At 63.2% G+C, this 19,816-nt stretch carries 17 protein-coding genes and 1 pseudogene; all 18 read right to left on the bottom strand.

Features of this window, described 5'->3' with window-relative positions:
• Nucleotides 1-519 (bottom strand): triose-phosphate isomerase (locus ENZ74_RS03550; RefSeq protein WP_164760944.1); only part of this gene is annotated, 519 nt, incomplete at its 3' end.
• A gap of 57 nt (nt 520-576) precedes the next feature.
• On the bottom strand, nt 577-1,515 hold the full coding sequence (locus ENZ74_RS03545) for a TIM barrel protein (protein WP_013533069.1): 939 nt from the start codon (nt 1,513-1,515) through the stop codon (nt 577-579).
• Nucleotides 1,515-3,032, bottom strand: a complete 1,518-nt coding sequence (locus ENZ74_RS03540; RefSeq protein ID WP_063167516.1) for a glycerol-3-phosphate dehydrogenase — start codon at nt 3,030-3,032, stop codon at nt 1,515-1,517. Before ENZ74_RS03540 ends, ENZ74_RS03545 begins: the two co-directional genes overlap by 1 nt.
• Nucleotides 3,029-4,588, bottom strand: a complete 1,560-nt coding sequence (locus ENZ74_RS03535; RefSeq protein ID WP_063167515.1) for an FGGY-family carbohydrate kinase — start codon at nt 4,586-4,588, stop codon at nt 3,029-3,031. Before ENZ74_RS03535 ends, ENZ74_RS03540 begins: the two co-directional genes overlap by 4 nt.
• 96 nt (nt 4,589-4,684) lie before the next feature.
• Nucleotides 4,685-5,632: a D-ribose ABC transporter substrate-binding protein gene (locus ENZ74_RS03530; protein ID WP_023756738.1), complete on the bottom strand. Its 948-nt coding sequence runs from the start codon at nt 5,630-5,632 to the stop codon at nt 4,685-4,687.
• Between the two features lie 32 nt (nt 5,633-5,664).
• On the bottom strand, nt 5,665-6,795 hold the full coding sequence (locus tag ENZ74_RS03525; RefSeq protein WP_013533073.1) for an ABC transporter permease: 1,131 nt from the start codon (nt 6,793-6,795) through the stop codon (nt 5,665-5,667).
• 26 nt (nt 6,796-6,821) lie between these two features.
• On the bottom strand, nt 6,822-8,363 hold the full coding sequence (locus tag ENZ74_RS03520) for a sugar ABC transporter ATP-binding protein (protein ID WP_063167514.1): 1,542 nt from the start codon (nt 8,361-8,363) through the stop codon (nt 6,822-6,824).
• Nucleotides 8,360-9,016 carry a DUF2291 domain-containing protein gene (locus tag ENZ74_RS03515; RefSeq protein ID WP_063167513.1) on the bottom strand — a complete coding sequence of 219 codons (657 nt, stop codon included), beginning with the start codon at nt 9,014-9,016 and terminating at the stop codon, nt 8,360-8,362. Before ENZ74_RS03515 ends, ENZ74_RS03520 begins: the two co-directional genes overlap by 4 nt.
• Nucleotides 9,017-9,049: 33 nt before the next feature.
• Complete coding sequence (locus tag ENZ74_RS03510) at nt 9,050-10,060, bottom strand: sugar-binding transcriptional regulator (protein ID WP_027163951.1); 1,011 nt, start codon at nt 10,058-10,060, stop codon at nt 9,050-9,052.
• A 423-nt stretch (nt 10,061-10,483) separates the two neighbouring features.
• Nucleotides 10,484-12,142, bottom strand: coding sequence for a glycerol-3-phosphate dehydrogenase/oxidase (locus ENZ74_RS03505; RefSeq protein WP_164760945.1), 1,659 nt, complete (start codon nt 12,140-12,142; stop codon nt 10,484-10,486).
• 50 nt (nt 12,143-12,192) lie between these two features.
• Nucleotides 12,193-12,969, bottom strand: coding sequence for a DeoR/GlpR family DNA-binding transcription regulator (locus ENZ74_RS03500; RefSeq protein WP_063167511.1), 777 nt, complete (start codon nt 12,967-12,969; stop codon nt 12,193-12,195).
• Nucleotides 12,966-14,501, bottom strand: a complete 1,536-nt coding sequence (locus tag ENZ74_RS03495; protein ID WP_127312663.1) for an FGGY-family carbohydrate kinase — start codon at nt 14,499-14,501, stop codon at nt 12,966-12,968. The genes ENZ74_RS03500 and ENZ74_RS03495 overlap by 4 nt, the downstream gene beginning before the upstream one ends.
• A 360-nt stretch (nt 14,502-14,861) precedes the next feature.
• Nucleotides 14,862-15,410 carry a flavin reductase family protein gene (locus ENZ74_RS03490; RefSeq protein ID WP_013533080.1) on the bottom strand — a complete coding sequence of 183 codons (549 nt, stop codon included), beginning with the start codon at nt 15,408-15,410 and terminating at the stop codon, nt 14,862-14,864.
• Nucleotides 15,411-15,471: 61 nt separating this feature from the next.
• Nucleotides 15,472-16,692, bottom strand: coding sequence for an acyl-CoA dehydrogenase (locus ENZ74_RS03485; RefSeq protein WP_063167509.1), 1,221 nt, complete (start codon nt 16,690-16,692; stop codon nt 15,472-15,474).
• 29 nt (nt 16,693-16,721) lie between these two features.
• A complete protein-coding gene (locus ENZ74_RS03480; RefSeq protein WP_063167508.1) occupies nt 16,722-17,510 on the bottom strand; it encodes an alpha/beta hydrolase in 789 nt (262 codons plus the stop codon).
• A gap of 12 nt (nt 17,511-17,522) precedes the next feature.
• Nucleotides 17,523-18,539, bottom strand: coding sequence for an alcohol dehydrogenase catalytic domain-containing protein (locus ENZ74_RS03475; protein WP_063167507.1), 1,017 nt, complete (start codon nt 18,537-18,539; stop codon nt 17,523-17,525).
• Nucleotides 18,536-19,582, bottom strand: a complete 1,047-nt coding sequence (locus ENZ74_RS03470; protein ID WP_127312662.1) for a branched-chain amino acid ABC transporter permease — start codon at nt 19,580-19,582, stop codon at nt 18,536-18,538. The genes ENZ74_RS03475 and ENZ74_RS03470 overlap by 4 nt, the downstream gene beginning before the upstream one ends.
• Nucleotides 19,579-19,816: pseudogene (locus ENZ74_RS03465) on the bottom strand (branched-chain amino acid ABC transporter permease); the annotation flags it as partial. The gene ENZ74_RS03470 and the pseudogene ENZ74_RS03465, both read right to left, overlap by 4 nt.

Here is a 19,816-nt window from a genome sequence, read left to right as displayed (position 1 = left end):
CGCCCAGACAGGCTCGTAGGCAAAGAGGATTTCCGCCTTCGGTTGATCGCCGCTCAGCTCCTGCAGCGCGCCGAGAACTTGTGCCGTCAGCACCGCCTCGGCGCGGCCTGATTCACGCTCGTCCAGCGTCTCGCCGACGCAGATCAGTGGCACGAAACCGTGCCTGACAGCAGCTGCCGTTTTCAGTCCGACAGTCGCATCCGTCTCGCCGAAATGCTCCCGGCGCTCGCTATGGCCGAGTTCGATTACATCCAGCCCGCAGTCTTTCAACATCACTGGCGAAATCTCTCCCGTCCACGCGCCGGCATCGGCCCAATGCATGTTCTGGGCACCTACCTTCACGCGGGTGTTGGCTAGTGCCGCCTTGACCTGGCGCGCGGCGGTGAACGGCGGAATGACGAAAGGCTGTATCGCCTGATCGAAACCAGGCACGAAGGCGGCCAACGCATCGGCGAACAGCAACGCCTCGGCAAGCGTCTTGTTCATCTTCCAGCTCGTGCCGACCCAATATGGGGCCATTGTTTTTCTCCTTCGATACTTTTGCGGCCGAAGCCGGCTTCCGGGCGACGTATTCGCTCAAGTCCGAGGCTTGAGACTGTCCCGGCCACTGTCGACGTAAGGCGCCCAGAAATCCACCGACTCGCGGATCATCTCGATAACCTGATGGTCGACTGGTTCCCTCTCCCTGAAGGAAAGTTCAAGGCAAATTTCATTGTCGGTTCCACCACCCTGCCGAACCGCGTCCAGCAACTTCTGCGGCACTATGCGGCCATCCTTGTTGTAGGCGGCCGTGAACGGCCAATGGCCGCCCTTGTTCATGGAAGACTGCTTGATGTGGATGATCGGAGATTGCAATGGAAACGCTTTCGCCCAGGCGTAGGGATCGGTGTCGGCAGGGTTGGGTGAGGTCACGTCGCCATGGTCGATATCGACCATCATCTTCATCGGTATGGGCAGCTTCGCTGCGTCGATGGCGCCTTGCAGCGTGACGCAGCTTTCGATCGTGTGGCCGAACTCGCGGCCGACCGACATCGGCTCCCAGAACAGGTATGTCAGCCCCGCCGCCCTGGCGTGTTCGGCAACCTCGCGCCAGCATTCGAGCGCGATATCGAGAAGTGCTGCCCGCCGTTGCGGATCGTCAAAGTCCTTGTAGGTGAAGATGGCGAACTGCGTGCCCATGCCTGGCGCGCCGAGTTCGGCGGAAATGTCGGCGAAGGTCTTGAACCAGTCGACATAGTAGCGCCGGACGTCGGCGTCCGGGTGGCCGAAATGGTTGAGCCGGCCATAAGGTCCGGTCATGCCGGAGGTGATCCTGACACCGGTCCGCGAAAGCGCGCTGTTGAACAGGCGCAGGAATTTGGCAATCGTGGCCGCCGGCCAGCCCGGATTGACGAATTCATGCGTCAACTGCACGTCGCGAATGCCGATGCCATAAGCAATCGCGTCGATCAAATCGTCTGGATCGGCGAAGCGATTGACCAGAGGATTGGTGTTGAGGGAAAGCGTGAAGGCCATCAGTCCGCCGTCGCCATGATGTTACCGAACCAATCTTCGAACGCTTTCCGCTCGGCCGCATTGATATGCAGGCCATGCTTTGTGCGGCGTTCCAGTATATCGGCTGATGTGCCAGCCCATTCGGTCTCGACCAGGAACTTTGCCTCCCGTTCATACAGATCGGGACCGAAGCGTCGGCCGAGATCAGCCTCGCTTTGCGCGCCGGCGAGCAATTGCCTGGCGCGGGTGCCGTAGCTTCGAGCGTAGTGCTTCACCAACGACGGGCTGAGCCATGAAAATTCGACATGCAGATCGCTCAGAAACTGCTCGAAGTCCGCATTGGGCAGGTCGCCCCCCGGCAAGGGAATTTTGGCCGTCCAGGCTTTCTTCATCGTCGGAAAGAATGGCTGGATCTTTTCCAGCGCGTGTTCCGACAGCTTGCGGAAGGTGGTGATCTTGCCGCCGAACACCGAAAGCAGCGGTGCGTTGCCGTTGGAGGCGTCGAGTTCGAAAATATAGTCGCGCGTCACCGCGCTTGGATTGTCGGCATTGTCGTCATAGAGCGGACGCACACCGGAGAAGCTGTAGACCACGTCCTGTGGCGTCAGCTGCCGCTTGAAATAGCGATTGACCACCTTGATCAGGTAGTCGACTTCGCTGGCCTCGGCGACCACTTCCTCGGGCCTGCCTTCGTAGGGAATGTCGGTCGTGCCGATCAGCGCCAGATCGTTCTCGTACGGGTTGACGAAGATCACCCGCTTGTCGTTGTTCTGGATGAGATAGGCCTGCCGCCCCTCCCAGAATTTGGGCACGACGATATGGCTGCCTTTTACAAGCCGGACATTGCGCGTCGAATTCTGCCCGGCGACGCGGCTGACAATGTCGTTGACCCAGGGACCTGCTGCGTTGATCAGAGCGCGCGCGCGGACTTTCGTGACGGCGCCCGTGCGACCATCCTGCATGTCGATCGACCACAGTCCGCCTTCACGGCGCGCCGCGACACAGGCGGTGCGCGTGAGCACTCTGGCGCCTCGCTGCCTTGCATCGAGCGCATTGAGCAGCACCAGGCGCGCATCGTCGACCCAGCAGTCGGAATATTCGAAACCGCGCTTGAATTCGTCCTTGATCGGCGCGCCTTCAGGCGAGGTCCTCAGGTTCAGCGTTCTTGTCCCAGGCAGCCGTTTGCGGCCGCCAAGGTGGTCGTAGAGAAACAGCCCGAGCCGGACCAGCCATGCCGGCCTATCCTGCGGGCTGTGCGGTAGAACGAAGCGCATCGGCCAGATGATATGCGGCGCCGCCTCGAGCAGCACCTCGCGTTCGATCAGCGCTTCGCGAACCAGCCTGAATTCATAATATTCGAGGTAGCGCAGGCCGCCATGCACCAGCTTGCCGGAACGCGAACTGGTGCCTTGCGCGAGATCGTCTTTTTCGCACAGGATGACGGACAGGCCACGACCTGCAGCATCACGCGCTATGCCGGCTCCATTGACGCCGCCGCCGATCACGAAGAGATCGACGACATCTGTTGTATTGCTCAAGATCTTGCTCCTGTGCGGTGCGCCATGCCCTTCCACACCGGCCGAAGCGCCTGGCGCGCCGCAACGAAGGAAGGGAAGAGCGCATCGTATGTTTGCGAAAGCGCCTCGTCATAGGCATCGCAGTCGCCGAGAAGCGGCGTCACCCATTCGGCGGCGCAGTCTTCCATGGAGCCGTAGACGCCGAGCCCGACCGCGGCCATCATCGCGGCACCCGCCGCGCCGGCTTCCTGGCGGCTGCTGGTGCGCACCTGCGCCCTTGTCGCCGCCGCGATGATGCGACGTAGAGACGGACTGCGCGCTGCGCCGCCCGACAGGCGGATCTCACTCGGCACGGCGCCCATCGCCTGGTAGCAATCGCGAGCGGCGAAGGCCAACCCCTCGAGCACGCCGCGTGCCAGATCGCCAAAGCCATGCTTGACCGAAAGGCCGATGAAGCCGGCGCGTGCGTCAGGGTCGACGAACGGCCCTCTTTCGCCGGCTAGCGATATGTAAGGCTGGTAGATCAGCGATCCCGGCTCCGATGCTTCCATCCAAGCGTCGAGCGCCTTCAGCAACTCGTCATGAGAAGGTTTGCCGCCAGCCGTGGCGAGCACGTCGCGCGCAAGGCCAAGCACCCAGTCTATGTTGAGCGTCGCCGCCATGTTGGATTGCAATTGTGCAAAGGCGCCCGGAATAGGCATGGCGATCGTGTAGCCGGAGCCATCTGCGTTCAGCACGACATCGTCGGGAGTGGCTGCGAAGCGCGTGTGTATGCCGGTCGAGCCGATGACCGTGCAGCCGACATTGCCCGAGGGATCATAGAGGCCGGCTCCGAGCGCCGTCATGACCATGTCGACGTAGCCCAGCACCACCGGCGTGCCTTCGAGCAGGCCGGTCTCCGCCGCCGCCGATCGCGATAGCGGATGATGGTCGGTGGTGCCTTCGAGCATGGGAGGCAACAGGCGGCGATGCGTCGTCAGATCCAGGATGTCGAGGGCTTCGTCGGAATAGGTGCGCGACCGAAAATCGCCGAAGGTGAAGGTTCCCTCGGAGGGATCGGTGGCGCGTTCGCCCGTCATCTTGAAGTAGAGCCAATCCTTGCAATGCAGTGCGGTGGCCGCCCGCTCCAGCATGTCGGGATGGTTCTTTTTCATGAAGGCAAGCTGGGCGCCTTGCTGGCAGGAATTCAGCCCCGTGCCGGTCAGTTCGAACCGCCTGCGATCCCGGGGATCGGCGCGCATCTCGTCCACCAAACGTCCGGCGCGGGCATCGAGCCACAGCCAGGCGCGCGAGACAGGCATGCCGTCGCTATCGATCAGCCAGGTTCCGTCGCCTTGCCCGGTGATGGCCACCGCCGCGATTCGTTGCGCGAGGTCGGGAATCTTGGCCGCGAGATCGCGAACGGTCCGCGCCATGTCGCGCCAGGTCTGGTCGAGGTCCTGCTCGGCGCCGCCGCCTTCCAGCGTGACGAAGCTATTGGGCACCGACGTCATGGCGAGCTGCCGCCCGGACAGATCGAAAGCGATCGATTTGATCACCGACGTTCCCGCGTCGATGCCGATCAGCAGGTCTTTCATGCCGCAAATTCCGATTGGTTGCGAAGGCAGTTCACGAGGGCAGTCATTTCGTAGAAGAGACAGGGGGTGTCCGCAAGGACACCCCCTGTGCAGGTATTACTCAGACAGCACGAAGGGTGCGGTGTACTTGTCGACATTGTCCTTGGTGATGAGAAGGCAATCGAACAGCTGCTTCTCGGTCGCCGCACCGGTGGCACCCGTCTTGATAAACGAGTCCGCCTGCTGCACGGCCTTGGCCGAGAAGATGGCGACCGGCTGCAGCACGGTGTACTGCAGTTCACCGGACTTGATCGCCGCAACCGCGTCCGGGGAGCCGTCGAAGCCACCGACCTTGATGCCGGCGAGCTTGCCAGCTTCCTTCAGCGCCGCAACCGCGCCGAGAGCCATTTCGTCATTGCCGCTGATCACGGCGATGATGTCGGGATTGGCTTGCAGCATGCTCTGCATCTTGTCGTGGCCCTGGGTACGATCCCAGTTGGCGACCTGCGAAGCAGCCTTTTCGAGATCCGGGTACTGGCTCAGCACAGTCGCGTAACCGTTCGAGCGCGTGGCGGCATTGTTGTCCGACGGGGCGCCGAGCAGTTCGACATATTTGCCCTTTTCACCGACGGCCTGCACCCACTGCTGGGCACCGAGAGCAGCGCCCTGCGCGTTGTTGGAAACGAGCTGCCCCTTGGCGAGGCCTTCCTGGTTGATCTCGGCATTGACAAGGAACACCGGGATGTTGGCTGCAATCGCCTTCTTCACCGCACCGACAGAGCCGTCGGCGTTGGCCGGATCGAGAATGATCGCCACCGACTTGTTGGTGATGGCGGTGTCGATCAAATTGCTTTCGGTATTGGTATCGCCCTTGTGGGCGCCGACATTGGCCGTATAGCCAAGCTTCTCGGCCTCGGCCTTGGCGACGTTGCCCTCGGTCAGCCAGTAGGGATTGGCCGGATCGTTGACGATGATCGAGATCAGGCCCGCGGCTGACGCGGCGGCCGTGAACCCAACGACCATCGCGGCCGCGAGCAGACTTTTCAGCATGGTTTTCATGTACATTCCTCCAATGATTACGCGGTGTTGCTGCCAGTTCACCTGGCAGTCTTCCCTTGGGCAGGATTGGCCGGTTCGGCCTTCCCCCGTTTCTGAGAAGTCGGTTGGCCACCTGTCGCGCTTGGGAGCTTGCTGCGGCGGCGATACTGAACGGCATTGAGGAGCACGGCGAGCACGATGACCGCGCCGGTGAACACTGTCTGCCAGTAGGATGAGATGCCGATGATCACCAGACCGTCGGACAGGAAGCCGATGACGAAGGCCCCGAGCAGGGTTCCGCGGATGTTGCCGCGGCCGCCGGTCAGTGCCGCGCCGCCGATGACGACGGCCGCAATGGCCGTCAGTTCGTAGGTGGTGCCGGCGGTCGGTCCCGCCGATGTAAGCTGCGAGGACAGGATCAGGCCGGCAATGGCGGCGCAGATGCCCGACAGCACATAGACGGAAATCTGCACTGTCTTGACCGGAACGCCGGAGAGTTCGGCCGCGCGTTCATTGCCGCCCGAGGCGTAGAGCCAGCGCCCGAAAGCGGTGCGGTTCAGGACGATGCTGCCAATGAGCGCGATGACCACGAGAACCACGACGCCCGTCGGCACGCCGAACAAGCGGTTGAAGCCAAGCGCATCGAAGCCGGTGTTTCCGAGCTCCGGCTTGCCGCCGAGATTGTTGTAGGTCAGGCCGCTGGTCATCAGCAGCGCCAGGCCGCGCGCCATGTACATGACGCCGAGGGTGGCGACGAAAGCTGGAACCTTGAAGCGCGCGATGAGCACGCCGTTGATCAGCCCGACGACGGCGCCCAGCATGCAGGCCAGCACCGCGACCACCCACACCGGCGGATAGAGAACGACGCCCAGCCAACTCAGCGTCACCCCTTGCATCAGGAAGCCGGCAACGACGCCGGCCAAGCCCAGCGTCGACCCCACCGACAGATCGATGCCGCCATTGAGGATGACAAGCAGCATGCCGATCGCGAGGATTCCGAAGATGGCGACATGCGAGGCCATGGTCAGGAAATTCGCCACCGAGAGGTAGTAGGGCGACAGGATCGAAAAGACGACGATGATGACGATCAGGGCAAAGAAAGCGCGGCCCTCGAGCAGCAGCTTGGCGAGATCGAAGCCTTCGCTCGCGCTTGGACTGGACTGTTTTCTGGCCTGGCTGACATCGGTCATGGTGTGGGCTCCGAAATTCCTGGTGATCAGGCGACCACGGCTTCGCCCGAGGCGGCCATGATCTGCTCTTTGGTGGCATTGGCGCCGAATTCGGCTGAAATCCTGCCGCGGCGCATGACGACGATGCGGTGGGCAATGCTGAGGCATTCGTTGACCTCAGAGGTCGAGAAGACGACGGCAAGGCCCTGCGCAGCGCGTTCGCTCAGCAAGCGGAAGACTTCGGCCTTGGCGCCGACATCGATGCCGCGGCTCGGCTCGTCGAGAAGGATAACCTTGGGATTGGTCGTCAGCATCTTGCCGATGACGACCTTCTGCTGATTGCCGCCCGACAGCGATCCGATCATGGCGTTGCCGCCAGCGGTCTTGACGGTCACCTTGCGGATCGAGTCTTCGACCAGCTCTCGCTCTCTGGAACGAGACAGAAACAGGCCCCTGGCGAACGCTTCGATGCTGGCGAGCGAAAGATTACGACCGACGGTCATCGTCTGCACCAGCCCGTCGCGCTGCCGGTCCTCGGGGACCAGCACAAGCCCTCTGGAGATACGCTGGGCAATGCTCAGCCCCGAGACGTCCTCGCCTTCCAGCAGCGCCCGCCCGCCCGCCATCGGCACTCGTCCGGCGACGGCCTCCAGCAATTCCGTGCGCCCGGCACCCATCAGCCCGTAGATGCAGACGATCTCGCCTGCTCGCACGTCCAGCGACAGGTGATCGACGACGGAATAACCTGAGCCCGAAGTGTCGACGACGCTGACATCCTCGATCGATAGGGCGACTTCGCCGAATTCATGGCCGGTCGGCGGCGAGCCGAGATCGAAATTCTCGCCGACCATGTTGCGCACGATCCATTCGAGATCGATATCCCGGGCTTCGGCCGTCGCGGTAATCGCGCCATCGCGCAGGACAACGGCATAGTCGGTGATCTGCAGCGCCTCTTCGAGGTGATGCGATATGTAGACGATGGAGACGCCGCGGCTGGTCAGATCGCGGATCACCTTGAACAGAACTTCCACCTCGGTTGCGCTGAGCGCGGAGGTCGGCTCGTCCATGATGAGGATGCGCGAATCGACCGACAGTGCCCGGGCGATCTCGACGATCTGCTGTTGGCCGAGGCGCAGATCCTCGACCAGGGTCATCGGATCGATGTCCTCCTCGAGATCAGCCATCAGAGCGCGCGCCTGGCGTTGCTCCTCGGCGAAGTCGAGGCCGGTCCTGGTGCGCAGTTCGCGGCCCATGAAGATGTTGTCGCGAACGCTGAGGTTGGGCGCCAGGCTGAGTTCCTGGTGGATGATCGAGATGCCGCGATCGCGCGCGTCCGAGGACGAAGAAAAGCTGACGAGATTGCCGTCGAGCACGATGTCGCCGGATGTCGGCGTGACCACGCCGGAGAGGATCTTCATCAGCGTCGACTTGCCGGCGCCATTCTCTCCGAACAGCGTGGTGACCTTGCCGCGATGGATGTCGAAATTGACGCCCTTGAGCGCATGGACGCCGCCATACGACATGACGATGTTGCGCGCCGAAAGCACGGCGTCGCCAGTCGCGGGTCCGGTGTCGGCAGTCGGTTTCATTTGACGTCCAGCCTCACGGGGGTGACGAGCCAGCTCTTCGGGTTGACCAGCTTGAATGCGCCGACCACCGATATGGTCTTGCCGGTCAAGGTGCTCGTATCGACCTTGGCCAGGACTTCCTTCTTCATCTCATTGTTCAGCGCCGAACCGGCGTCCTGGTACTCAATCTGGTTGGTGAACTGGCCGAATGTGATCTTGCCCGTGGCGTCACGCAGTTCCGTCCCGTTGATTGCCGGTCCCGTCTGCACGCGGATCATCAACGTATCTGGCACGCCGTCGACGGCGACCTTGTAGATGCCAGATTTTCCTTCGCCGACGACGCCGGTGAACTTGACTGAAATGACCGGTCCGACGCCCGCAGGCACACCGTATTCCTTTTCCGCCGTTGCCCTGTCCTTGGCAATCGCCGTCGCCACCGTCACCGCGTCGGCGGCGCGTGCCTCGACATCGGCCTGCACCTTGGGAAATTCCGACTTGCCGTAGTCAGCGGCGGAAAACACGGCGCTGCGAACGTCGCCTGCCGACCCTATCCTGACCACGTTGGTATCGAGCGCCATGGCGCCGAGCAGGACGACAACCGCGGCGCTGGCAAGTGCCCGACGCAGGGCGGGCGAGGCAGGCCTGGTCGATGCAGTGGCGGCTTTCGCGCTCATGACGCAACCGCCAGCAAGGCTGATCCGCGCTTGTCACGCATTTGGCGATCCTCCGTTCATATGGCGCTTCGCGCCATTGGGTTTGTTCTGTTCGACAAGGGCACGAGCGGTGGATTCGTCGGTGATCAGGCCGCTCAGATAGCGGCTTTCGAGCACCGCTTTGATAGCGCGTATTTTCACTTTGCCGCCGGCGACGGCGACGATCCGGCGGCCCTTCAACTGGTCCCGCGGGAGTGCCAGGATTCTTTCCGACAGCGCCGTTTCCACTGGGCGTCCCTGGTCGTCGAAGAAGTGGGCGAGCAGCTCGCCGACGCCGCCATCGCGTTTGACCTCATCGATTTCGGAATGTTCGATCATGCCGGTGGCGACCAGCGAAGCTTCCCGCTCGGCGGTCCCTATGCCGACGAACATCAGGTCGGACCGGCTTGCGAGGTCGAAGACATCGCTGATGCCGCGCTGCCCAAGCAGCACCTCACGGTCCTCCGCGGTGTTGGCGACAAAAGGCACCGGCATCACATAGGCCTGCGCGCCGGTCCGCTCGGCCAGCCGATGCATGACGTCGTGCGGGTTGGCCGCGAACTTGCGCGTCACACCGCCAAGCAGCGAGACGAAACGGATATGGGCGGCGGCGGTGCGCGTCAGATACTCGACGCTTGCGGCAAGGGTACGGCCGTGGCCGACGCCGATCAGCATGTCCTCGCCGCGATCGATCTCCCGCTTCAGAAACTGAGCGCCGGCGATGCCAAGCGCCTTCAGCGGCAGCTCGTCCTGATCGAGATCCGGAACGACCTCGCAGTAATCGAGCCCGTAAGCATTGATCAGCTGCTGCTCGAGGTCGATGCATTCGCCGACGTCGCCGTCGATGATCACCCTGACCAGGCCATCCTGGGTGGCCCGCGTGATGAGCCGATGCGCCTTGAGGCTGGTCAGGCCGAGCCGCTTGGCCACCTGGGCCTGCGTCAGACCCCCGGCATAGTGAAGCCAGGCCGCGCGGGTGGCGAGGCTGGACTCATGATCGCGGTTAGCGGTTCCGCCGGATTTCAAGCCATCTCCTCCCTGAGATGATATTATTATCTTTGTGTGCAAAAATTTTCACATCCCTGCATCGCTGTCAATCCCCCGCCGGGTTGGGCGCATGCACATGCGGGCAATTCACAGGTCTCGCCCTTCCCGAAACGCCGGTCTGCCGGCATTCGGCGGGCAACATCGACCTATTAGGAGGTGAGCATGTTACTCGATCATACAGTTGTGTTAATTTAACGTCAATCTATGTTACCTCACGCCTAAGCCAGCAGAATTGCATGGCCATCGGCTATCCAGATTTTCTTCTAACTAGCTGTTTTTCAGGGATAATATCTAATATCGGCAAAATCCCAATCCGCCTGTGAGTTGGGCGATTTGCGGATGCGGCGCATCCATGGGCAAACCAACCGGATTGCCTTGTGAAGAGCATCGGTGACGGACTGATCAACCCAGCCGCATCAGGTTCCGGTCCTCGAGTTCCACAATTGCGGCCTCGACTTCCCTTGCAAGGCGCCCGGCGCTCCAGCCCAGCGCCTGTCCGGCAATCGCCGCAATCGCCTGCAGGTCGCGGCCTGTCAGGGAGCCTGATATCGCCAAGGTGCTGCGGCGCATGACGATGTCGGCCAGATGTTCGACGAACTCGTTGCGGACGATGTAGTCGATTTCCGATTTGCTGTAGCTTTCTGAATCCGGCAGCCGACCCTCATCGCCCGACCCATGCGTGGCGATCTGCGTGGCTCTGGTGCCGTATCGCGACAGCAGCGCATCGAGACGCCGTTCCTCAGCGCCCGTCTTCGAGCGAGCCAGAGCCAGCCAACTTGCTCGCGCTGCGGCATTGGTCGGGAAATCCCTGCCGCCGCCGATCGGCATGGCTTGCGTCGTCACCTTGCGGCTGTGCTGCAGGCGGCCGAGCACGGTGTCGGCGACTTCCTCGGCAAAGCCGCGAAAGGTCGTCCACTTGCCGCCGACCAGCGAGATGACCGCGAAAGGTCTGTTCCGATCCGGCTCGGCGACCGGCGCGGAGTGGTCACGGCTGATCAGCCCGGGCAGCGATGCATCGGAGGCCGGCAGCGGCCTGATGCCGCTATAGGCGTAGACGATCTGGTCGCGCTCGAACGCCATTCCCGGCAGCAGAGTCCGCACGCTGTCGAGCAGGTACTCGACTTCGTCGGGCTCGCAGCGCACCGCGTCGGGATTGTCGGCCTTGATGTCGGTGGAGCCGACCAGCGCCAGGCCGAGATAATCGTAGATGAGGCAGATGCGGCCGTCATCGGCTTCGAAATAGAGCATGCGCCCGGCCAGGCTTTTGTCCAGTTCGTCATGCTTGAGCAGGACGTGCGAGCCCTTGGTGCCGCCGATCATCTTCGACGGCGCGCCAAGCAATTCGTTGACATCGTCGATCCACGGACCGGCGGCGTTGACCACCAGCTTCGGCCGCACCGAAAAGGCCGCGCCGTTTTCCGGCTGGAAGGTCAGTACCCCATCGGCGGACTTGACCAGCGCCGTATAGTTCGCGCTGGCCGAGGCCGCGTTTGCCTGCCGCCCATCGAGGATCAGTTCAAGCACGAGCCTTTCGGGGTGGCTTATCTTGGCGTCGTAGTAGGTGCCGGTGGCGACGATCGAAGGATTGAGCGCCGGCATCCCGCTGAGCGCCTGGCGCCGCCCGACCATGCGGTGGCGCGGCATGACCTGGTTTCGCGAGCCGTAGAAATCATAGATCATCAGGCCGATCTTGATCAGGATGGCGCCGCGGCTGCGCGGTGCGCTGGTCGAGCCGAACAGCGTCCGCAAGGCCGCCAACATGCCCTTGCTCCAGGAAAAGATCGGGATGACGGTCGGCAGCGGGCTGACATAGTGCGGCGCGTTCTTCAAAAGCAGATTGCGTTCAAGTGTCGACTGTGCGACCAGCCCGAACTCGCCGGTTTCGAGATATTTCAGGCCACCGTGAATGAGCCGCGACGGCGCGGCACTGGTGCCCGAGCCGAAATCCGCCTTGTCGACGATCAGACAGCTGACGCCTTGCGCGCACAGGTCGCGAAACAGCCCTGCCCCGTTAATGCCGGCGCCAAGAATGACGACGTCGACCTCGCCGGTTCCGGCCATGGCGGCCAAACGCCCGGCGGGATTTTCCGTAAATGTTGCTTCGCTTGAGCTCATGACGCTCTCGTCTTGACGATGCGCAGCTTCACGCCGGCCCGTTCGAGAGCTTGCGCCCGCGCATCGCCCAGGCCTTCGGTCGCCAGCACGACATCGAAGCTGGTCAGATCGTCGAAGACATGCAGCGCGATCCTGTCGAACTTGGCATGGTCGATCAGAAGGATACGCTTGGCCGATGCGGCCATCATCGCCTGCTTGACCCGCACGACATTGGGATCCTGGATGAAGGCCGTGGTTCCGGTGATGGCCGAAGCCGAACAGATCAGCACATTGGCGCGCAGCTGCGCCACGGCGTTCTCGCAGACGATACCGATATAGGCGTTGTAGGTGCCGTGGTACTGGCCGCCGAGACAGATGAAGTCGAGTTCGTCGACATTGATCAGCAGTGATGCCGTCGCTACGGAGTTGGTGATGACGGTCAGCGGCTTGACGTCGAGCAGCAGTGCCGCGACGGCGTTTGCCGTCGAGGAATCGTCCAGCATCACCACCTGGCCGGCTTCGACATAATCGAGTGCTGCCCGCGCCAGCGCATCCTTCTCGGCCCGGTTGACCGTCACACGGTAGCGGAAGGCGCTTTCGTAGAGGCCGGAAGGCTGAACCGTCACCGCACCGTGCAGCTTGCGCAGCACGCCCTGCTGCGCCAGCCGGTCGATATGCCGGTGGACGGTCATGCGCGACACGCCGAAATGCTCGACCAGATCGTCGATGCGCACCTGGCCGAGCTTGATCACATAGTCGGCGATCTCTTCGCGTCGTTCGTCGGCCTTGATCATGCGGTTCCCCCAGTGTCTGGCCGGCCCAGCTTCTCGATGTCGGGCCAATGCGGTTCGAGCGCACCGGCTATGCGGCCATAGAGGGAAAAGCGCTCGTTGAACACAGCACTCGAGGCTTGGTCAGGCTCGTATTGGCGCGCCGTCATCCCGACCTGCCTGGCGCCCTGTTGCGGCGTCGCGAAGATGCCAACCGCCGCCCCCGCGCAAAGGGCAGCGCCAAAGGCCGCGGCCTCGTCGGTCGAGGCGACGATGACCGGGGCGTTCAGCACGTCGGCAAACATCTGAACGAAGGCCGGATTGCGCGAACCGCCGCCGGTCAGGCGGATCTCGCTGATGGCAAAGCCGTCGCGCAAGGCTTCGACATGGGTGCGGTGATTGAAGGCAATGCCCTCCAGAACCGCCTTCAGCATATCGCCGCGATTGTGCCAGCCGTGCAGGCCGACAAAGCCGCCGCTGGCAACATCGCCATAAGGAGAGCCGAACAGATAGGGATGAAACAGGATGGTCGAGGGCTTCTTCAGCGCCGCGTCGATCTCTGCTGCCAGAAGCTCGTGGATCGAGTCGCCATCGATCGATGCCTTTTCCTGCTCCGAGCGGCAGAACGTGTCGAGAAACCAGTCGTAGTTCGCGGTCGAGGCCGGCGAGATCGCCATGTTGTTCCAGCGGCCTGCGTCGATGGCGTTGCGACAGAGCCAACGCGGGTCGACGCGTGGTTGCGAAGAGACGACTTCGTTGATGGAATAGGTTCCGGCGACGATGGCGAGCACGCCCTCCTCATGGCCGCCCATGCCAAGTGCGGAGGCAGTCACGTCATGCAGTCCGCACGCGACCGGTGTTCCCTTGGCAAGGCCGGTCATTTCGGCTGCCTCGGCGGTGACATGGCCGACGATCGCGGCGGAGTGCGCCATCGGCGGCAGCGCGTCGAAAACATCGTCCAATCCGAAGATTCGCAACGCTTCCGGCGCGAAGGCTTGCGTGCGGAAATCCGTGAATGAGGTGCTGGCCTCGGTACGGTCGGTGCCGATCTTGCCGGTCAGGCAAAAGCGCAGCCAGTCCTTGCAGGCCAGTATATGCCCGATACGCCCATAGCGGGCCGGTTCGTGCTCCCTGATCCAGGCGAGCAGCGCCGACGGCGCCGAGACGTGGGGCGCCTGGCCTGTTCGCGCTAGCGCCTCTTCGAAGACCCGGTCCGCCGACCATCGCTCGACAATCTTGCCGGCGCGGCTATCGAGCGACAGGATTCCAGGCCCCAGCGGCCGACGATCCTTGTCGAGCAAATAGAGACCGTCGCCATGCGCGGTTGCCGCCACCGCCCTGATGTCGTCCGCCGGGCGGCCACATAGCGCGATCGCCTCCTTGATTGCGTCGGCGGTCGCTTGCCAGAGGCCGGCCATGTCGCGCTCCACCCAGCGCGCATGGGGCATCGATTGCGGAACCCGCCGACGCGCCACCGACAACTGCGTGCCATCGGCATCGAAGATCACCGCCTTGGTGACCGTGAGACCGTTATCGATTCCGAGCAAACTGGGCATGGGCGCCGCCGTTTTCAGCAACTGGTGAAGGGCGCTGCAAGGCAATCCTGCAGGTTGGGATAAGGATGACGGACATGACGACAATCAACGAGCAACGGTGATACCAAAGCGCCGCATCCGATGCGGTAAACAGACCATAGTAGCCTGTTAAATTAACGTCAACATGTGATATATTTTGTAGAAATGTCTAACGTAAGCTGAGACATGCATCCGATGCGGGACGAAGCTCCGACCAGTGCCCAACTGGCTGGATGGCCCTCAACCCTGCACGGCGGGCCAGGGGGACGGTGCGACTGACGCTCGAACGCGTTTGACTGGCTTAGCGAATTCCGTGCGCAGCGGCCGGACAGCCGGCACCGTTCAAAGAAAACGCGACGACTCAAGAAGTTCAGCCACGCCGTCCAGTTCCTTGTGCAGGCGATGCCAGCGACGGTCGAGGTAGACCAGCGAATGCGCCTCAGGGGGGATCTCGTCCGGCTGCACCTCGCCGTCAAGGAGTTCGGCCGCCACCAGTGTCGCGCCCTCGATCGGCAGGACGCCGAGCCGGCGGGCGCGGAACCAGGTCGAGACGCCGGTATAGCGCGGTTCGCCCGTGGGCAGCCGAGCCCAGGCGCCTCCCGGCGGGAAGCGTTCCGCGCCGCTCGACGCGCAGAGCTGCGCCAGGTCGATATCGGTGTAGCGCAGCAGGTGGATCACCATGGTCTGCGCCCGCAGCAAGGGTTCGGACGAGGTCGATTTCATCGACAGCGAGAAGGCGACGACCGGTGGCGCAGCACTTACAGAGATCAGCGAGGACACGGTCATCGCCACCGGTCTGTCGCCGGGATCGGCCGTGATCACGGCAACACCGGCCGGATGGTGGCGAAAGGCTTCGCGGAAGGCGTTGGTCATCGGATGCGGGAAGCTCATCGACGTCTCTCTTCTGCAGCATGAAATGGGGCCGGATGGGTCCGCCGTCCGGCCCTTGCGACTACTTCTTCTCGATCAGATCGTAGAACTGCCAGGTGCGATCGCTCCACACCCCGCCGATGTCGCGGCCGGCCGAGGTGACGATCGATGGCGCGATCGTGAAATGGTTGGCCGCCACCATCATCTCGCGGAAGGTGCGCTGGATCACACCGGCGCGCAGCGACGCACCGCCGCCCGCGCGGTAGGCGAAGTTGCAGATGTCGACGCCAACCTCGTGAATCTCGGATTTGGCCAGATGGACAAGGCTGATCTGACGCGTCGACATGCTGTTGCCGGCTTCGACCGTCATCTCGATGTCGCGCCAGACTTCGAAGATGAAGGCGCGGGCAGCGCGATAGCGGGCTTCGGCGCGGCCATAGTCGTGCCAGAATTTCTCGCTCTCGCCGATCAACCCGGCGCGGCCTGACTTGCTGCGGGCGAACTTGGCGATCTCGTCCAGCATCCGCCGCCCGGTGCCGAGTGCCCAGCCGGTATGACCGATGGCGGCGAGGCCGACGACACCGAGACTGAAGAACTCCTTCTGGCGCAGCGGCGGTGCGGTCAGGATCGGGAAGACGAGATCGTCGGCGATGAAGACGTCCTCGGCCGCATAGTCGATGCTGCCGGTGCCTCCGAGGCCCAGAACGTCCCAATTGCCGAGCTGCTTGTGCTGGGAGATCGGCGCATGGGCGCACATGATGATCACATTGCCCCTATCGTCCTTGGCGGGCTTGCCGGTGCCGTCGTCGACGAAGGCGGCACTGTGGCTATAGGTGGCGTGGCTGAAGCCGCTGCCATAGCTCCACTTGCCGTTCAGCCGGTAGCCACCGTCGACCTTCTTCAGCATGCCGAGCGGCGCCCCCTGTCCCGAGAAACGGTTGTCGGAGCCCGGCGCGAACAGCCGCTCGACCGCGCTGTCCGGCAGAAAGGCAGCCGACATCGCGCCGATGCAGCAATGCACCATGGAAACCCAGCCGGCCGCCCCGGAATGCCAGGTGATCGCCGCCAGCAGTTCGAGACCCTCGGTGGGTCGCAACTGCGCACCGCCGAGGCTCTCCGCGGCAAAGATATGCGACATGCGCAGCGGCTTCAGCAGCTCGAACGTGGCCGCAGTCAGTTCGCCATTCTCCTCATCGGCGGTGGCGTTGGCTTCCAGGGCCGGTCCGATCTCCGCGATCTTCCTGAGCAAGTCGCGATAGTCGGTGGTCGTCCCCCACGAGCTGTGCTTGATGGGTTTGTTCATCGTGTTCTCCTCCTCCTTTTCAAATGCGATCAGCCGGCGAAGAAATCGCCGATCTTCCTGAGCGTTTCGGGTTTCTCCTGCATGACGAAATGGCCGGCGTCCTCGACGAGGATCAGGCGTGCGTCGGGCAGCGCCTCGACGAAGAGCGGAGCCTGTCCCGCCGGCAGCATACGGTCCCTGGTGCCCCAGACGACCAGTGTCGGATTGGCGATGCGCGCCAGAAAGCGCCGCAGGTTCGGATGACCCATGCCGAACGGCGCCAGCAGCCGGCCGAGCGTCTCGCCTTCGCGGGCGCGATCGGCGCCGAAGGCCTCGGCAAAGGCGGCGTCGGAACCATCCGGGAAGTAGCGCAGCGCCACCGAGACGTCTTGCGCCAGATAGGCCGGCAACTCCTGCGGCGCGACCGCGCCGAGATCAGTGGCCGGATATGCGGGGTCGTTGAGCCCTGCCGGCGCGATCAGCACCACCTTGTCGAAACGCTCGCGCGCAAGGCCAGCGAGTTCGGTCGCCATCCAGCCGCCCATGGAAAAGCCGATGAGATGAGGCTTCTCCGGCAGACGGAGAACATCGAGCAGATTCAGATAGTGTAAAACCATGTCGGACATCGTAGCGACATGCGGCGCCGGGCCAGAAAAGCCGAAGCCCGGATGGCTCGGGCAGAGCACGCGGAAACGGTCCGCGAGGCCCTCGGCAAAGTCGAAGCCTTCAAGCGTCGAGGCGCCGTGCAGGAACAGCACGGGCTTGCCTCTACCGATGGCCATCACCACCGTTTTCGTGCCATCGATATCGTATTCGAGCGTTTCGAATTGAACGGCCATTTTTCACTCTCCTCAAACAAGGTCCGGCTGGATCAGCACTTTGCATTGCGTGGTGCGGCGGCGAAGGCTCTCGAATATCTGCGGAACCGGCGAGAGGTCGATCCGGTCGGTGACCAGAGTTTGCGGTGCGAAAGGTCCGCCTCGAAGCGCATCGAGGGCGACGCCGAATTCGTTGCGCTGATGGAAGAAGACCGAAAACAGCAGGTTCACTTCCTTCGTCAGCGCAACGAACGGGTCCCACTGGTCTCCACCAATGCAGAGGCCGACCCCGACCACCGTGCCCTGCAGCCGGACCGCCTCGACCGCCGCGCCGATGAGGCCACGCTTGCCAACGCATTCGAAGACGATGTCGGGCGCTCCGCCGCAGAGATCGGTGAGGTTCTCGCTCAGCTTTTCGCCGGAAAGCGCGAAGCCGGTCGCGCCGAGAGCAAGCGCACGCTCGCGCTGATGGCCGTGGATGTCGGCCACCACGACACGCGATGCCCCCATGCGCCGCGCCCAGAAGGCGACGAGCAGTCCGATCGGCCCGGCACCCAGTATGGCGACCCGATCCCCCGGCTTCATGCCCGAACGGACGATGCAATGCAGGGCGACCGACAGTGGCTCGGCCAACGCACCATCCTCGAGTGCTACATCGTCGGACAGGATGTGACATTGGCGTGCGGCCACGGTCGCGTATTGCGCATAGCCGCCGCCGATCAGCTCCATCTCGTGACAGCGCGCCGGATCGCCGCGCTCGCAGGCCTCGCAGTGTCCGCAACCGCGCATCGGCACGACAGCGACCCGGTCACCGATCCGAAGGCCCTTTGCCTCCGATCCGACCGCGACGATGTCACCGGAGAATTCATGGCCGAGCACAAAGCCTGCCTCGATGCCGAAAGGCACCGGATCCTCGGTGATGTGCAGATCGCTGCCGCAGATGCCGCAAGCGGCGACACGCAAGACGACCTCGTCCGGGGCTGGCGTCGGGTCCGGCACCGTGCCGATCCGCAGTGGGACGCCGACCTTATCGAAGATGGCGGCTTTCATGAAATCCTCCTCGTCAGCGGTTCGGGGTCGACGAGCTTGCGTCGGATCGGGAACCATGGTGCATCCCACCGCTTCGAGATCAGGCCCCAGATGCCCGTCCGGGCGTAGAGCGCCACCAGAAGCGTCATCAGGCCGAGGACGACGAAATAGGTTGCGCCATATTCGCCGAACCAGCGGTCCGCGATGAAGAAGATCAGCGATCCGATCAGAACGCCCTCGATGGACCCGATCCCGCCGACCATGACGATGAAGATCGCGACGTTCGCCCACATCGGATCAAAGGCCGAACCCGGGGTGATGCGCAGCTGCGCCATGAAATAGATCGCGCCCGCGAGGCCGCAGCCGACCGCTGACGCGACATAGATCAGGAAGCGTAGCTTCAAGAAAGGAAAGCCAGGGCTGGAAGCCGAAACCGGAGGGGAGCGGAGGGCGATCAGCGCAAGGCAGAAGCGCGAGCGAAGCAGCCAATAGCTGCCGCCCAGCGTGACGAGCAGCATCCCCGCGCAGAGCAGCGACATAGCGACATTCCGCTCGAAGGCCGAATAGTCCTTCATCACGCGAAGCGACATGCCCGCGCCGGAATTGACGAGCGGCAGGTTCGAGGCGGTCAGCCGGAAGACCTCGGCCACCACCCATGTGCCGATCGAAAAATAGGGGCCATCCAGGCGATGCAGCAGCAGGTAGATCGGCACGGCCAGCGCGGCCGGCACCAGGAGCGACAGGAAGACCGCCACAAACGGATTGATGCCGTAGGTCTGCGCCAGCACGAAAAGCGCATAGCCGGCGGCGCCCATGAAGGCGTGCTGGCCTACGGAGACGAGGCCGGCATAGCCGGCGAGCAGGTTCCACATCTGCGCGACGGCGATATAGCAGCACAGCACCAGAACCGACCGGATCGTGCCGGTCGAAGCCCACCACGGCATGACAGCGACAGCGATCATGGCCAGCACCGCCAGCGTCATCGCGATGCGACCGGACCGGGTCTGGCGCTGGACCACGACCTCGGGCACCTCGGTTGTTGCCACATAGGGAATCGCACTCATGACAATGCCTTTCCGAACAGGCCCTGTGGGCGGGTCGCCAGCACGACCAGGAAGACGATATGTCCGGCAAGCACGCCGAAGCCCGGATCGATGCGGAAGCCGATGGCCTGCGAGATGCCGAGCACCATCGAGCCGACGAAGGCGCCCCATACCGTCCCCATGCCGCCGATGATCACCGCTTCGAACGCGTAGATCAGCTGGGCAGGTCCGTCGGCCGGAGCAACAGTCGACCGC

The sequence above is a fragment of the Mesorhizobium sp. M7A.F.Ca.CA.002.15.2.1 genome (assembly GCF_003998715.1).
Taxonomy (GTDB): domain Bacteria; phylum Pseudomonadota; class Alphaproteobacteria; order Rhizobiales; family Rhizobiaceae; genus Mesorhizobium; species Mesorhizobium ciceri.
The sequence above is the reverse complement of the archived record's forward strand: the minus strand, read 5'-3'. Positions and strand labels throughout refer to the sequence as shown.